Here is a 14,379-nt window from a genome sequence, read left to right as displayed (position 1 = left end):
CTTGTGTTGGCGCGAGGCCTCAGCGAACAGGTCGAACTTCAGGGCGCTACGGGGAGTGATCATGGCAAAGGATGGAGCACGCGTTCTCGATCAACAAGGGACCGGATGGGTTTTGAGAGGTTCCCCTTTGATTAGCGGAGGCGGCTCTGCGGCTCAACCCCGCACCCGCCGCAGCACCATCGGCGCTCCATCCACGCTATCCCCCCGCCGCAACACCAGCACCTCGCCCGACGCCGGGTAGATCCCCGTCAATGCCGTGATGTTGACCTGGTGCGTCACCCATACCTCGACCTGTCCGGTGGGCACTGCCGCCAGCGCTTTCCGCAGCGCTGCGGTCTGCGCGCCTTGGGTGTCCCCGCCATCGAAGAACGAATTCAACGCCTCCCACGGTTCCATCTGGCCGAAGGCCAGCATGGCGGTGTCCTGGCAGCGGCACCAGGCGCTGGAGCGCACCCGCTGGGGCGCCAGGCCTTGCTGCTTCAGCAGTGCCCCGATGCGCTGGGCCTGCGCGCGCCCTTCGGCGCTGAGGTTGCGTTGCGTGCTGCATTGGCCCAGGGCGAAACCGGGTGGATCGCCCGTGCCGGGGTCGGTCTGCGCATGCCGCATCAGCAGCACGGTGCCGGGTTCGGTGGCGGCGTAGGAGGAGGCGGCGGTGGCGGACAGGGCGCCAGCCAGGCTGGCGGCCGATCCCAGGCGCAGGAGTTGACGGCGTTGCATGCGGTCCATTGTGGCCCCCGAAGCGGCGAGCGCTCGCTTTTTTGTTCCGCCGGGTTTTGCTACCGCGCCGCGTTCACCTCGCGCCCCAGCTCGATCACGGCCATGGCGTAGTAGCTCGACCAGTTGTAGCGCGTGACCGCATAGAAGTTTTCGGTGCCCGCGTAGAAGACGGGCGATCCAACGCCGTTCTGCAGTTCCACCAGCGCCAGTGGGCCGCGGTGGGTGGCGCCGTCGCCTTGCACCAGGGCGCCCAGTTCGGCCATGCGGGCGACGGTGAAGGTGGGCAGGATGTCGGGGGCCAGCAGGTCTTCGAGGCGCAGCCGCGCCGGGTCGAACTCGACCGCGTAGTGCGTGGGCATGCCGGTGGTCCAGCCGTGGCCCTTGAAGTAGTTGGCGACCGAGCCGATGGCGTCGGCGGGGCTGTTGAAGAGGTCGATGCGGCCGTCGCCGTCGAAGTCCACCGCGTAGCGCGCCCAGCTGGAGGGCATGAACTGGCCCAGGCCCATGGCGCCGGCGTAGCTGCCGCGTGGCTCCAGCGGGTCGGCGTTGGTGCGCTGCATGAGGCTCAGGAACTGCTCCAGCTCGCCCCGGAAGAACGCGACGCGCTCGGCCGCGCGAGGGTGGGCCATGGGAAAGTCGAACGACAGGGTGGCCAGCGCATCGATGACGCGGAAGTTGCCCATCTGCTGGCCATAGATGGTTTCCACGCCGATGATGCCGACGATCATTTCCGCCGGCACGCCGTATTCGCGCTCGGCGCGGGCCAGGGTGTCGGCGTTGTCGTGCCAAAAGCGCACGCCCGCGCGGATGCGCACGGGCTCGACGAAGCGGCTGCGGTACACGCGCCAGTTCTTGGGCGTGCCGGCCGGCGGCGGCAGCATGAGGCGCGGCACCTGGCTCAGAAAGCGCGCCTGGCCGATGGCCTGGCGCACCCATTCGCGGTCCAGGTCGCGGCCCGCACCGACTGGGTGGTGGCCACCCCCACCAAGCGGTACAGCGTGGCGCGCGACTACCGCCAGACCGACCGCTCCAACCAGGGGGTCTACTCCGTCGTGCCGCCGGTGGGCGGCGGCGAGCAGTATTTCCACTCGGGGAACACCGAAACCGGCCAGAGCGTGTGCAGCACCTCCGGCACCTAGACGCTGCGCATCGCCGACCGCGACGCCGCCGTCGTCAGCAGCCAGACTCCGCTCGACCCCTCCGCCAAGCATGAAAGCTGCGGCGCGGTGTCCGTGCTGTCCTTCGGCGGCGCGGGCGCCGACGTGCCCTCGGCGCTGTCGTCGTCCGTGAACCGGCGGGCGCTGTACCTGGGCTCGTTCCCGAACGGCTGGGCCAACCTGCCGGTGCCGGACGGCCGGGGCGTGCCGCTCATCGGTGCCGCGTTCGTGAAGCTGAGCAATCCCGGCGCGACGCCCGGCGTGGCCGCCAACTACGGGCTGACCTTCCCGCACATCGTCCGCGTGCCTTGAGATTTCTGTGGAAGACGCGCATGGGTCTTCCCAGCGCTTCTTTCTACGGCCGATTGCGGACCTCTTTACCGTTGCCCCGTTGACAGTCCACCGAATGCTTTTGGAAAAGCAATCCCGTGTCGTGGCGGAGCAGGTGAAGCTGCCGCAGCGCCGCGAGAGCAGCGGGAGGTTCTTTGAGGATGGCCGGCAAATCGTTTTTGGAAGGGCTCTTCGCGCACTGCCCGGTTGTTTCGCTCACGCCGATCCAAGCCGGTCGGTCGGGCAAGAAGATGCGAGGCCGATTGTTTTCACTTATTGCATCATGGATTTCTTCCACGACCTCGCTGCTTACAATGCGCTGCGACGGCAGACTGTCGATCGCGACAATGCCCATTCCCCTGAATCGCCACCGGCGTCGCCCAGGGGGTCTTCTTCCTTTTCGACCCATTCACTGCGCGAAGCTTTGCCCTCTCTTCCGCGCCGCGCAGCTTCTCCCGAACCGGACAGATCATCCAGTTGGCAAAGGGAAGCATTTTCCGGCTACGAGAGTCATGGCGGCTGGCAAGAGCACCACGGCGGCTGGCATGGTTCGTCCGCTGACTGGCACGGCGCGCCGGGCGGTGAATATCCGGCTGCCCCTGTCGATGCGTGGTCGTCTCCCGCCTGGGGCGCTCATGCCGGTTCCGACGTGGGCCGGGCCTCTGGGCACTTCCCAACCCCTTCCGCCGCTCCAGCGCTCGAGGCGCGGGCCCGAGAGTGGGTGGAGCTTTGCTCCACCACCTTGAGACATGACGGGGCGGACGAGCGGCTCGCGCAGGCGGTCCAGAATCTTTTCATGGTATTCGCCGATTCCCCAACGTTCCGGCAGACCATGGCGACGATCGAGGCGGAGGGCCCGGTACGGATGCGCGTCGATCCCGAAGAGGCCACTGCGCATTTCGACGGGCAGCGAAGGCAAGTGGTACTGGGGGAGATAATGGCGCGCGACCCCTCCATGGCAATGGGCGTTCTTGCCTTCGAATTGAGCAATGCTTCGTTGAGCAGTGCATTTCTGCAATGCGATCGCAAGGCGGTCGAAACCCGGATGTCCCCCCGCGAATATGCCGAGGCCGTAGAAAGGATCGAATACAACTCGAGCCGCAACGTTCAGGCTTACTTCATGGAGGCGCTGCAGACACTGCGCCGGGCGGGCCTCGCCAACCAACCCAACGCATGGCATTGCAGGGTGACGGACCAGGGGCACATCGAGCCTCGTAACCAGTCGGAACAAGAGAATTTGGCCCAAACGCAGGCTTCTGGTCACTTCGGCCGCTACGAGCAGTCATACGCAGCAGCCATGCGCCCAACGAAATAGCTGATCTGTTGAAGGTTTCGCGTGCGTTCTCCGTGGACGCAGGAATAGCGGATGGCTGCTCCTGCTAGCATGGCATGCTCGGGTATCGGCAAGGCTCGCCGCGCCGCCCGGATCCATGACCTTGATCGGCGAGCGCCTGTGGTTGTCCGGCCTGGGCGGTGCCCTGAACAACCGCACCTCTTCGGTTTTCAGCGGCAGCCCGAATCTCACAGCGCGCCGTGATGGCACTGCTGCACGCCGTTCCACGGTCACCCCGGCCGTCCAGGCGCGGGCGCATAGCCCGTCGCCCTACCGCGCCGTCGCCACTTCGCGCCCCAGTTCGATCACGGCCATGGCGTAGTAGCTCGACCAGTTGTAGCGCGTGACGGCATAGAAGTTCTCGGTGCCCGCGTAGAAGACGGGCGATCCAACGCCGTTCTGCAGTTCCACCAGCGCCAGTGGGCCGCGGTGGGTGGCGCCGTCGCCCTGCACCTGCGCGCCCAGTTCCGCCATGCGGGCCACGGTGAAGGTGGGCAGGATGTCGGGGGCCAGCAGGTCTTCGAGGCGCAGCCGGGCGGGGTCGAATTCGACGGCATAGTGCGTGGGCATGCCCGTGGTCCAGCCGTGGCCCTTGAAGTAGTTGGCGACCGAGCCGATGGCGTCGGCGGGGCTGTTGAAGAGGTCGATGCGGCCGTCGCCGTCGAAGTCCACCGCATAGCGCGCCCAGCTGGAGGGCATGAACTGGCCCAGGCCCATGGCGCCGGCGTAGCTGCCGCGCGGCTCCAGCGGGTCGGCGTTGGTGCGCTGCATGAGGCTTAAAAACTGCTCCAGCTCGCCCCGGAAGAACGCGACGCGCTCGGCCGCGCGCGGGTGGGCCATGGGAAAGTCGAACGACAGGGTGGCCAGCGCATCGATGACGCGGAAGTTGCCCATCTGCTGGCCGTAGATGGTTTCCACGCCGATGATGCCGACGATCATTTCCGCGGGCACGCCGTATTCGCGCTCGGCGCGGGCCAGGGTGTCGGCGTTGTCGTGCCAGAAGCGCACGCCCGCGCGGATGCGCACGGGCTCGACGAAGCGGCTGCGGTACACGCGCCAGTTCTTGGGCGTGCCGGGCGGCGGCGGCAGCATGAGGCGCGGCACCTGGCTCAGAAAGCGCGCCTGGCCGATGGCTTGGCGCACCCATTCGCGGTCCAGGTCGCGGCGCGCGGCGATGTCGTCGGCGAACTGCATGGCATCGGCGCGCTGGTCATAGAAGATCGCCGGCTGCGGGGCCGCGGCCGGGGCCCGGGGCGGGTTTTTCTTGACGGGCTTTTGGGCGATGGCACCCGGGGACAGCAGGGCGGCGGCGATCAGCAGCAGGGCGTGGCGAAGGAAGGCGAAAGAGGGCATGGGGCGGTCAAGGGGTCGGCGGCTGGCGCGCCGGCCAGGGCAGGCGGCGCAGGTCGCGCCGCAGGTCGGCCAGGGCGGTGGCCGGTTCGGGGGCATAGCGGGTGTGTTCCAGGCGCAGCAGCCAGTCGGCGATGGGCGCGCTGGCGGCGTCGCCGAACTGCGCCCGGGCCCGCTCGGCCATGGCGCGCGGCGGCAGGGTGGCGGGCAAGGGCAGGCCGGCGCGGGCGAGCCGGTCGCGGGCATGGGCCAGCAGGCGCAGCCAGGGGTCGTGCTGGCTGCGTTCCCACAGCGTCCAGCCGGCGCCCACGAGCGCGGCCAGCGCGGCCAGCCCGCCCAGGGCCCGGGCCAGGTCTTCCCAGCTGGGCGATTCGATGCCCAGGGCTTTCAGCATGTCGAGCTGGCGGCCTTGGGTGTAGTTGAGCACCCACTGGTTCCAGCCGTTGTTGACGGCCTCCCACACGGCGCGCATCTGCTGCACCATGCCGGGGCTGATCATGGTGTCCATGGCGTTGCCGAACACGCCGCGCGGGGCCTGCAGGCGCTGGAAGGCGCCGATGCGGCCGGGCGAGACGGCGCCGGTCGGGTCCACGCGCACCCAGCCGCGGCCTTCGAGCCAGACTTCGGCCCAGGCGTGCGCATCGCTCTGGCGCACGGTCCAGTAGCCGTCGACCCCGTTGCGTTCGCCGCCCTGGTAGCCGGTGACGATGCGCGCGGGGATGTCCATCGCCCGCATCAGCACGACGAAGGCCGAGGCGATGTGTTCGCAAAAGCCTTCCTTGATGTCGAACCAGAACGCGTCGGCCGTGTGCTGGCCGTACACGCCGGGCTCCAGCGTGTAGTTGTAGCCGCCGGTGCGCAGCCGGGCGAGGGCGGCGTCGATCAGGGCGGGTGGCCCGCCGGCGGCCAGGCGCGGGTCGGCGAGCATCTCCTGCGCCAGGGCGCGGGTGCGCGGGTCGAAGCCGTCGGGCAGCTCCACGTAGGAGCGCATCTGCCCGGTGCGCTGCGCCGGGCCGTGGGTGAAGCGGGGGTAGCTTTCGGCGCGGTAGCGCATGACCTCATTGACCGGCCGGTTGACCACCCACTGCAGCTCCTGCGTCATGAAGGCCGACAGGCCCTCGGGCAGTTCGGGCCGGTCGCGGGCCACGTCCAGGGTGAGCAGCCAGGGGCGCCGCAGGGGCTCCAGCGTGACGGCGTAGCGCAGGGGCTCGCCCTCGGTCTGCAGCCGCGCGGGAGCGGGCGGGCGAAAGGCCGAGGACGGCGCGCCGGACTGCCCGAGGGCGAACCACTGCCGGCCGTTGAAGGCGGTGAGCACCGGGCCGCGAAAGTACAGGTCGCTCTGCGGCGGCGCCTCGCCGCCCGGCGTGTCGAACTGCACGCGCATCGCCACGCTGTCGTCCAGCGCCAGCGAGGCGACGTTGCCGATCTCCATCTCGCCCGACAGCCCGCTGCGGCCCGAGGGGTTGTCGTTGGGCATGCCCCACAGGGGCGCCATGCGCGGGAACAGCAGGAACAGCGCCAGCATGATGGGCGCGCCCAGCAGCGCCATCTTGCCGGCCGTGCGCATGGAGTGCGCCAGCGGCGGGCGGCCGACCGGCATGTGGGCGTTGACCAGGGCGGTGAGCAGCCCCAGCAGCGCGACCAGCATGGCGGTCGCCGTGAGCAGCGACTGCGAGAAGAAGAAGTTGCTGAGCATCGTGAAGAAGCCCAGGAAGAAGATGACCATGGCGTCGCGCCGCGCGCGCAGCTCCAGCGTCTTGAGCGCCAGCAGCATCACGATGAGCGTGACGCCCGCATCGCGCCCCACGATCGTGCGGTGCGACGCCAGCGTGAGCGCCACCGACACCACCAGCATCCCGCCGGTGGCCCAGCGGCCCGGCAGCGGCCGGCCTTCCAGCGCCAGCCAGCCGCGCCAGGCCAGCACCAGGGCGGCGAGCGCCGTGGTCCACACGGGCAGGTTGGCGGTCTGCGGCGCGATCACCCAGGCGATGACGACGATGAGGAACAGGGTGTCGCGGGTGTCGCGCGGCAGGGTGGCGAGCGTCTGGCGCAGGCTCATGGGCGGGCGCTCCGCGCCACCGGCAGGCGGCCGGTCGGCACCGACAATGCATTGCTACTGTTTTTGTAGCGGCATGCCCTAGTGTTGTTTGCGCTGGATGGCATTTTGATCATGAAAGGTAGGCGGTGCTCAGCACAGGGCCAGCGCCTCCAGGCAGCGGCGGCGGTGGGCGGCGCCGCTGTCCTGGGCGATCTCGCCGCCGGGCAGGCGCAGTCCGTATTCCACGCCCAGCCGGTCGGCCTGCAGCACCCAGGCGGCCAGGCGCGACAGGCGGGCTTCGGGGTCGCTCAGGCCGGTGACGGCGGGGTCCAGCCACAGCTCCTGCCGCTGGGCCTGCTGGGCGTCGCGGCTCACCAGGTCGTCGGTGCCGGTGGCCAGCGACTTGGCGGCCTTCTTCCAGACCACCAGCTTGAGCGGGTCGCCCCGGCGGTAGGCCCGCACGCCGTCGAATTCGCCGATGCCCTGCGTGGGCGTGCTGCCCGCGCCGCCCGAGCGCGGCTCGCCCGCGGGCAGCGGCGGTGGCGGCACCTCGGGCTGGGGATACACCAGCACCTGCGCCGCGGGCCGCCAGAGGGTCCAGACGCGGAAGGTGCCCAGCGGAAAGCGCGTCTCGGCCGTGAGCGTGGGCGCATCGTGCAGCCCGCGCCGCAGCGGCTGGTAGGCCACCTGCACGCTGGCCGAGCCCTCGGCGGGCACGTCGGTCCAGACCCATTTGGTGTCCGTGCCCGCGCCGTGCACCGCCACCGCGATGCCGTGGCGCGCGGTGCGCCGCGTGTGGCTCAGCTGCACCTCCAGCGCGGTGCTGGTGCCCAGGAACTGCGGCTCCGGCGCCACCAGGTGCAGGGTGAGGCCGCGCAGCGTGCCGTGGCAGATGTGGATGCCCACCACCGCGCTGCCGGCGAGCAGGAAGGTGAGCAGGTAGCCCAGGTTCAGCTGGAAGTTGATGGACGCCACGAGCAGTACCAGCAGCGTGAGCGCCAGCATCCAGCCCGCGCCCGTGGGCAGGATGTACACGTTGCGCTGGGTGAGCGTGACGGTGTCGGTGCGCTTGATGCGCGACTGCCACCAGCGCTGCCAGCGCCGCTGCAGGGCGGACAGCGGCCAGGGGGCCGCGCGCGGGGCGTGCGGTGGCAGCGGCGAGGTGAGCGGGGGCGGAGCGGCGGCCGGCATGGCGGGGCTGGGCGATGTGGTGGGGGTCGGGGGAACAGGGAAAGGGTGAGCGATGGGCGGGCCGGCGGCGGAGGGCGGATTCAGGGCAGCGGCACGGCATCCACCATGGCCCGCACCTGCTCCACGGCGCCGCGCCCGGCATCGCCCACGGGCACCAGGCGGTGGGCGACGGTCTGGGGCAGCACGGCCTGCACGTCGTCCGGGGCCACGTAGTCGCGCCCCGAGATCAGCGCCTGCGCCTTGGCCGCGCGCACCAGCGCGATGCCGGCGCGGGGCGACAGCCCCTGCAGGAACCACCGGCCCGAGCGGGTGGCGGCCATCAGGTCCTGCACGTAGTTCAAGAGCGGGTCGGCCGTGTGCACGGCCAGCACCTGCTGCTGCAGTTGCTCCAGCTCGTCGCCCGAGAGCAGGGGCAGCATGCTGTCCACCATGTCGCGCCGGTCGGCCCCGGCCAGCAACAGGCGTTCGGCCGCGCGGTCGGGATAGCCGATGGAGATGCGCATCAGAAAACGGTCCAGCTGCGATTCGGGCAGCGCGAAGGTGCCCAGCTGGTCGTGCGGGTTCTGCGTGGCGATCACGAAGAACGGGTGGGGCAGGGCGCGGGTTTCGCCCTCCACCGAGACCTGCTTTTCTTCCATGGCCTCGAGCAGGGCGCTCTGGGTCTTGGGGCTGGCGCGGTTGATCTCGTCGGCCAGCAGCACCTGCGCGAACACGGGGCCGGGGTGGAACACGAACGATTCCTTGCCGCGCTCGTACACCGAGACGCCGGTGAGGTCGCTCGGCATCAGGTCGGCGGTGAACTGCACGCGCGAGAACTGCAGCCCGAAGGTGCGTGCCAGCGCGTGGGCCAGCGTGGTCTTGCCGACGCCGGGAACGTCCTCGATCAGCAGGTGGCCGCCGGCCAGAAGGCAGGCCACGCAGTCCTGGACCTGGGCGCTTTTGCCCACGATCACCGTGTTAAGCTGGTCCAGAAGCGACTTGATTTTGTGCTGTGCTTGCATGGTGCGACGTTATCCGAAAAAGAACGAGGCTACGGGAATGACTGTGGGCATGACAGGCTATTTCACCCATCGCGAATGCTGGAAGCACGAGATGGGCCCGGGGCATCCCGAATGCCCGGCGCGGCTGGATGCCATCGAGGACCGACTGCTCGCCACCGGCGTGGCCGACGCGCTGGAACGCATCCAGGCCCCCGAGGCGTCTCTGGCCGACATCGAGCTGGCGCACGACCGCCGCCATGTGGACGCCCTGCGCGGCATGTCCGAGCGGCTGGCCGAAGAGCTGCTGGCCGGCGGCCCGGCGCATGCGCAGATCGACCCCGACACCTCCATCAACACCCACACCTGGAACGCCGCGCTGCGCGCCGCCGGCGCGGCCCTGGCCGCCACCGATGCGGTGATGGCGGGCGAGCTGGAGAACGCCTTCTGCTGCGTGCGCCCGCCGGGCCACCACGCCACTCGCGACAAGGCCATGGGGTTTTGCTTCTTCAACAACGTGGCCATCGCCGCGCGGTATGCCCTGAAGCGCCACGGCCTGCGCCGCGTGGCGGTGGTGGATTTCGACGTGCACCACGGCAACGGCACCGAGGACATCCTGGCCGGCGACGACCGCGTGCTGATGGTGGGCATCTTCCAGCACCCGTTCTATCCCTACAGCGGCGACCGCGATCCGGCGCCCAACATGCTCAACGTGCCCGTGGCCGCCTACACGCGCGGCATGGACATCCGCGAGTTGATCGAGATGCTGTGGATTCCGCGGCTGGAGGCCTTCAAGCCCGAGATGATCTTCGTGAGCGCCGGCTTCGACGGCCACCGCGAGGACGACATGGGCCAGCTCGGCCTGACCGAGCAGGACTACACCTGGATCACCCAGCGCGTGAAGGACGTGGCCCGCCGCCACTCCAAGGGCCGCATCGTCTCGTGCCTGGAGGGCGGCTACATGATGGATGCCCTGGCGCGCAGCGTGGAAGCCCACGTGCGCGTGCTGGCCGACCTGTGACCTTCTGCCTTAGCCGCCCCCTCGCATGACGACCCCTTCCGCCCCCCCGAACCCCCTGGCCGTTTCGCGCGATGCGCGGGGCGTCGTCACCCTCACGCTGGACGACCCCGCGCGCTTCAACGCGCTGGGCGACGGCATGCTCGCCGCGCTGCAGCAGGCGCTGGCCGATGTGGCCCGCGACGACACCGCGCGGGTGGTGGTGCTGGCCGCCAGCGGCAAGGCCTTTTGCGCCGGCCACAACCTGAAGGACATGGCCGCCCACCCCGACAAGGCCTGGTACCAGAAGCTCTTCGCCCAGTGCAGCCGCATGATGCTCGCCATCCAGCAGCTGCCCGTGCCGGTGATCGCCCGCGTGCAGGGCATGGCCACGGCGGCCGGCTGCCAGCTGGTGGCGCAGTGCGACCTGGCGGTGGCGGCGGACGACGCCACCTTCGCCACCAGCGGCATCCACTACGGCCTGTTCTGCGCCACGCCCAGCGTGCCGCTGGTGCGCAACGTGCCGTTCAAGCGCGCCATGGAAATGCTGCTGACGGGCGACTTCATCGATGCGCGCACTGCGCTGGCGCAAGGGCTGGTGAACCGCGTGGTGCCGCAGGCGCAACTCGATGCCGAGGTCGAACGGCTCGTGCAGTCCATCCTGGAAAAGCCACGCGCCGCGGTCGCCATGGGCAAGGCCCTGGTCTACCAGCAGCGCGAGCTGGGCGTGGAGGCGGCCTACCAGCTCGCGGGCCAGGCCATGGCCACCAACATGATGGACGCGGCGGCGCAGGAGGGCGCGCGCGCCTTCGCCGAAAAACGCACGCCGGCCTGGAAGCCGGCGCGCTGAGCCCGCTGGCCATGCCGCCGTCCCCGGTTCCCGATCCCTGCACCCCTTCCGATCCTGGCGCCGCCGCGTGTGGCGCCTTCTTCTGCCTCTGCTGCTTCTTCTGACTGCCGATGGAAATCTTCGACACCCTGTCGCGCGACTTCAATAATTCCAGCACCTGGCTGGAGATCGCCGTGCTCGCGGCCTGCATCGCCCTGGCCTACCTGGCCAGCCGCGCGGTGGGGCGCCAGCAGCCGGCCGATTCGGTGTGGTTCGGGCGGCGCACCGTCGATGGTCTGATGTTCCCGCTGCTCTCGCTGGCGCTGGTGTATGCGGCACGCGTGGGCGTGGAGCATTACCAGCCGGTGTTCCTGCTGCGCGTGGCGGTGCCGGTGCTGACCTCGCTGGTGTTGATCCGCTTCTTCGCGCGGGTGCTGACCGCCGCGTTCCCGCGCTCGGCGGCTATGCGGCTGGTCGAGCGCATCGTCTCGTGGGTGGCCTGGGGCGTGGCGGTGCTGTGGATCGTGGGGCTGCTGCCGCTGGTGCGCCAGGAGCTGGCCGACATCACCATCAGCTTCGGCAAGTCGCAGGTCAGCCTGCTCATGCTGCTGCAGGGCGTGTTGTCGGCGGGGCTGGTGATGGTGCTGGCGCTGTGGGTGTCGTCCACGTTCGAGCGCCGCGTGCTGAGCAATGCCGTCAACGACCTGTCCATGCGCAAGGTGGCGGTGAACGCCACGCGCGCGGTGCTGCTGATGATCGGCATGCTGTTCGCCCTGTCGGCCGTGGGCGTGGACCTGACCGCGCTGTCGGTGCTGGGCGGCGCGGTGGGCGTGGGCCTGGGATTCGGGCTGCAAAAGCTCGCCTCCAACTATGTGAGCGGCTTCGTCATCCTGCTGGAGCGCTCGCTGCGCATCGGCGACAACGTGCGGGTCGATGGCTTCGAGGGCCGCATCACCGACATCAAGACGCGCTACACCCTCATCCGCGCGGGCAACGGCCGCGAGTCCATCGTGCCGAACGAGACCCTCATCACCCAGCGCGTGGAGAACCTCTCCGACGCCGACCGCAAGTTCAACGTCACCACCAACATCGTCGTGGGCTACGACAGCGACGTGGCGCAGGTGCAGCACATCCTGTGCGAGGCCGCCGCCGCGCAGGCGCGCGTGCTGAAAGAGCCGCAGCCCGTGGCCTACCTGGTCAACTTCGCGCCCGACGGGCTGGAGTTCAGCCTGAACTTCTGGATCAGCGACCCCTCCGCCGGCTCGGTCAACCTGCGCTCGGCCATCAACATCGCCATCCTGGACGGGCTGCGCGGGGCGGGCATCGACATTCCCTACCCGCAGCGGGTGGTACAGATCCGGGGCGACGCCGTACCCACGGCCCCGGCCGGCGCTGTCGCCGACGTGCCAGTGCCCGCACCGCAGCGCTCGGAGGCCGGAGACACTGGCCTATAATTCGCAAAAAAGCACGATCGTTCTTTTTGTGGATGGGCGGCATCCCACTGCCTCGCGCAGGGGTATGCGCCAGGGGTGCGGAATAGAATGTTTCGGTTTACGTAAACGTCAATTAATCAACAACTCTAGGAGCCGCAGCAATGAAGGTTTTGGTCCCTGTCAAGCGCGTGGTGGACTACAACGTGAAGGTCCGAGTGAAGTCGGACAACACGGGTGTGGACATCGCGAACGTGAAGATGAGCATGAACCCCTTTGACGAGATCGCCGTCGAGGAGGCCGTGCGCCTGAAGGAAAAGGGCGTGGTGACCGAAGTCATCGCCGTCTCCTGCGGCGTGGCGCAGTGCCAGGAAACGCTGCGCACCGCGATGGCCATCGGCGCCGACCGTGCCATCCTGGTGGAAACCACCGAAGAACTGCAGCCCCTGGCCGTGGCCAAGATCCTGAAGGCGCTGGTGGACAAGGAGCAGCCCCAGCTCATCATCCTGGGCAAGCAGGCCATCGATGACGACGCCAACCAGACCGGCCAGATGCTCGCGGCCCTGGCCGACCTGCCGCAGGCCACCTTCGCCTCCAAGGTGGAGGTGAGCGGCGACAAGGTCAACGTCACGCGCGAAGTCGATGGCGGGCTGGAGACCATCTCCCTCACGCTGCCGGCTGTGGTCACCACCGACCTGCGCCTGAACGAGCCGCGCTACGTCACCTTGCCCAACATCATGAAGGCCAAGAAAAAGCAGCTCGATACCGTCAAGCCCGAAGACCTCGGTGTGGACGTGAAGCCGCGCCTGAAGACCCTGAAGGTCTCCGAACCGCCGAAGCGCGGCGCCGGCATCAAGGTGCCCGACGTGGCCGCCCTGGTGGACAAGCTCAAGAACGAAGCAAAGGTGATCTGAACATGACAGCCCTCGTAATTGCCGAACACGACAACGCCAGCATCAAGCCCTCCACCCTGAACACCGTGACGGCCGCCGTGGCCTGCGGTGGTGACGTGCACGTGCTGGTGGCGGGCAACGGCGCCGATGCCGCCGCCCAGGCCGCCGCGCAGATCGCCGGCGTCAGCAAGGTCATCCTGGCCGATGGCGCGAGCCTCAAGGACGGCCTGGCCGAGAACGTCGCCGCGCAGGTGCTGGCCATCGCCGCCAACTACAGCCACATCCTGTTCCCCGCCACCGCGGGCGGCAAGAACGTGGCCCCCCGCGTGGCCGCCAAGCTCGACGTCGCCCAGATCAGCGACATCACCAAGGTCGACAGCCCCGACACCTTCGAGCGCCCCATCTACGCCGGCAATGCCATCGCCACCGTGCAGAGCAGCGATGCGACCAAGGTCATCACCGTGCGCACCACCGGCTTCGATGCCGCAGCCGCCACGGGTGGCTCCGCCGCTGTCGAGAAGGCTGACGCCGCCGCCGATTCCGGCAAGAGCAGCTTCGTGGGCCGCGAAGTGACCAAGAGCGACCGCCCCGAGCTCACCGCCGCCAAGATCATCGTCTCGGGCGGACGGGCGCTGGGCAGCAGCGAGAAGTTCAACGAAGTGATGACGCCCCTGGCGGACAAGCTGGGTGCGGCCATCGGCGCGAGCCGCGCGGCGGTGGATGCGGGCTACGCGCCCAACGACCTGCAGGTGGGGCAGACGGGCAAGATCGTGGCGCCGCAGCTGTACATCGCGGCCGGCATCTCGGGCGCGATCCAGCATCTGGCGGGCATGAAGGACTCCAAGGTGATCGTGGCGATCAACAAGGACCCGGAGGCGCCGATCTTCAGCGTGGCCGACTACGGCCTGGAGGCCGACCTGTTCACGGCCGTGCCGGAACTGGTCAAGGCGCTCTGAACGCGCGGCCCCGTTCCCCGGAAGGCATCGCTTGCGATGCCTTTTTTTCCGACATTGACCCGTCCTGAATGAGGTTGACACCTTTCTGTTCATCAGAAAGGAAAGTCAAGTGGATCAATGGGTTAAGAGAACGCAGAAGGACTACACACTGGCCTTTAAGCTGGCGGTGGTGGATCAGGTA

Annotated in this window: 15 protein-coding genes; 8 read left to right on the top strand and 7 right to left on the bottom strand. The window is 69.0% G+C overall.

Annotation, left to right across the window (positions count from 1 at the left end; translation table 11 throughout):
* Window positions 1-153: 153 nt before the first annotated feature.
* Window positions 154-717 carry a histidine phosphatase family protein gene (locus AVMA1855_RS25835; RefSeq protein ID WP_284427897.1) on the bottom strand — a complete coding sequence of 188 codons (564 nt, stop codon included), beginning with the start codon at window positions 715-717 and terminating at the stop codon, window positions 154-156.
* Between the two features lie 59 nt (window positions 718-776).
* Complete coding sequence (gene mltB / locus AVMA1855_RS25830; RefSeq protein WP_284427898.1) at window positions 777-1,664, bottom strand: lytic murein transglycosylase B; 888 nt, start codon at window positions 1,662-1,664, stop codon at window positions 777-779.
* Between the two features lie 24 nt (window positions 1,665-1,688).
* Between mltB (AVMA1855_RS25830) and AVMA1855_RS25825 the strand changes: the two genes are divergently transcribed.
* From AVMA1855_RS25825 to AVMA1855_RS25815, 3 genes are all read left to right on the top strand, one after another.
* Complete coding sequence (locus AVMA1855_RS25825) at window positions 1,689-1,856, top strand: hypothetical protein (RefSeq protein WP_284407471.1); 168 nt, start codon at window positions 1,689-1,691, stop codon at window positions 1,854-1,856.
* Between the two features lie 87 nt (window positions 1,857-1,943).
* On the top strand, window positions 1,944-2,186 hold the full coding sequence (locus AVMA1855_RS25820) for a hypothetical protein (protein ID WP_272551992.1): 243 nt from the start codon (window positions 1,944-1,946) through the stop codon (window positions 2,184-2,186).
* Between the two features lie 94 nt (window positions 2,187-2,280).
* Entirely contained in the window at window positions 2,281-3,519 is a 1,239-nt protein-coding gene (locus AVMA1855_RS25815) for a hypothetical protein (RefSeq protein ID WP_284427896.1), read from the top strand.
* A 288-nt stretch (window positions 3,520-3,807) separates the two neighbouring features.
* Here AVMA1855_RS25815 and mltB (AVMA1855_RS25810) read toward each other — a convergent pair whose 3' ends face one another.
* From mltB (AVMA1855_RS25810) to AVMA1855_RS25795, 4 genes are all read right to left on the bottom strand, one after another.
* Window positions 3,808-4,890, bottom strand: a complete 1,083-nt coding sequence (mltB, locus tag AVMA1855_RS25810; RefSeq protein WP_284427895.1) for a lytic murein transglycosylase B — start codon at window positions 4,888-4,890, stop codon at window positions 3,808-3,810.
* Between the two features lie 7 nt (window positions 4,891-4,897).
* On the bottom strand, window positions 4,898-6,946 hold the full coding sequence (locus tag AVMA1855_RS25805; RefSeq protein WP_284427894.1) for a transglutaminase TgpA family protein: 2,049 nt from the start codon (window positions 6,944-6,946) through the stop codon (window positions 4,898-4,900).
* 129 nt (window positions 6,947-7,075) lie between these two features.
* The gene (locus tag AVMA1855_RS25800) at window positions 7,076-8,116 is read right to left on the bottom strand and encodes a DUF58 domain-containing protein (RefSeq protein WP_284427893.1); all 1,041 of its coding nucleotides are present in this window, start codon (window positions 8,114-8,116) and stop codon (window positions 7,076-7,078) included.
* A gap of 80 nt (window positions 8,117-8,196) precedes the next feature.
* Window positions 8,197-9,117, bottom strand: coding sequence for an AAA family ATPase (locus AVMA1855_RS25795; RefSeq protein WP_284427892.1), 921 nt, complete (start codon window positions 9,115-9,117; stop codon window positions 8,197-8,199).
* Window positions 9,118-9,154: 37 nt separating this feature from the next.
* Here AVMA1855_RS25795 and AVMA1855_RS25790 point away from each other — a divergent pair, with 37 nt between their 5' ends.
* From AVMA1855_RS25790 to AVMA1855_RS25770, 5 genes are all read left to right on the top strand, one after another.
* Window positions 9,155-10,114, top strand: coding sequence for a histone deacetylase family protein (locus AVMA1855_RS25790; protein WP_272552001.1), 960 nt, complete (start codon window positions 9,155-9,157; stop codon window positions 10,112-10,114).
* A 25-nt stretch (window positions 10,115-10,139) separates the two neighbouring features.
* Window positions 10,140-10,940, top strand: coding sequence for an enoyl-CoA hydratase (locus AVMA1855_RS25785; protein ID WP_284427891.1), 801 nt, complete (start codon window positions 10,140-10,142; stop codon window positions 10,938-10,940).
* A 110-nt stretch (window positions 10,941-11,050) separates the two neighbouring features.
* Window positions 11,051-12,373: a mechanosensitive ion channel family protein gene (locus AVMA1855_RS25780; protein WP_284427890.1), complete on the top strand. Its 1,323-nt coding sequence runs from the start codon at window positions 11,051-11,053 to the stop codon at window positions 12,371-12,373.
* Window positions 12,374-12,513: 140 nt separating this feature from the next.
* Window positions 12,514-13,263 (top strand): electron transfer flavoprotein subunit beta/FixA family protein, encoded by a 750-nt coding sequence (locus tag AVMA1855_RS25775; protein WP_272568347.1) that lies wholly within the window; start codon window positions 12,514-12,516, stop codon window positions 13,261-13,263.
* Window positions 13,264-13,265: 2 nt separating this feature from the next.
* Entirely contained in the window at window positions 13,266-14,198 is a 933-nt protein-coding gene (locus AVMA1855_RS25770; RefSeq protein WP_284427889.1) for an electron transfer flavoprotein subunit alpha/FixB family protein, read from the top strand.
* On the opposite strand, the gene AVMA1855_RS25765 is transcribed toward AVMA1855_RS25770, so the two are convergent.
* A partial coding sequence (locus tag AVMA1855_RS25765) for a hypothetical protein (RefSeq protein ID WP_284427888.1) occupies window positions 14,185-14,379 on the bottom strand: 195 nt, incomplete at its 5' end. The two genes, AVMA1855_RS25770 and AVMA1855_RS25765, sit on opposite strands and share 14 nt — an antisense overlap.

It is taken from the genome of Acidovorax sp. SUPP1855, assembly GCF_030158955.1.
Classification (GTDB): domain Bacteria; phylum Pseudomonadota; class Gammaproteobacteria; order Burkholderiales; family Burkholderiaceae_C; genus Paracidovorax.
This window is presented reverse-complemented; position numbering and strand designations above follow the sequence as displayed.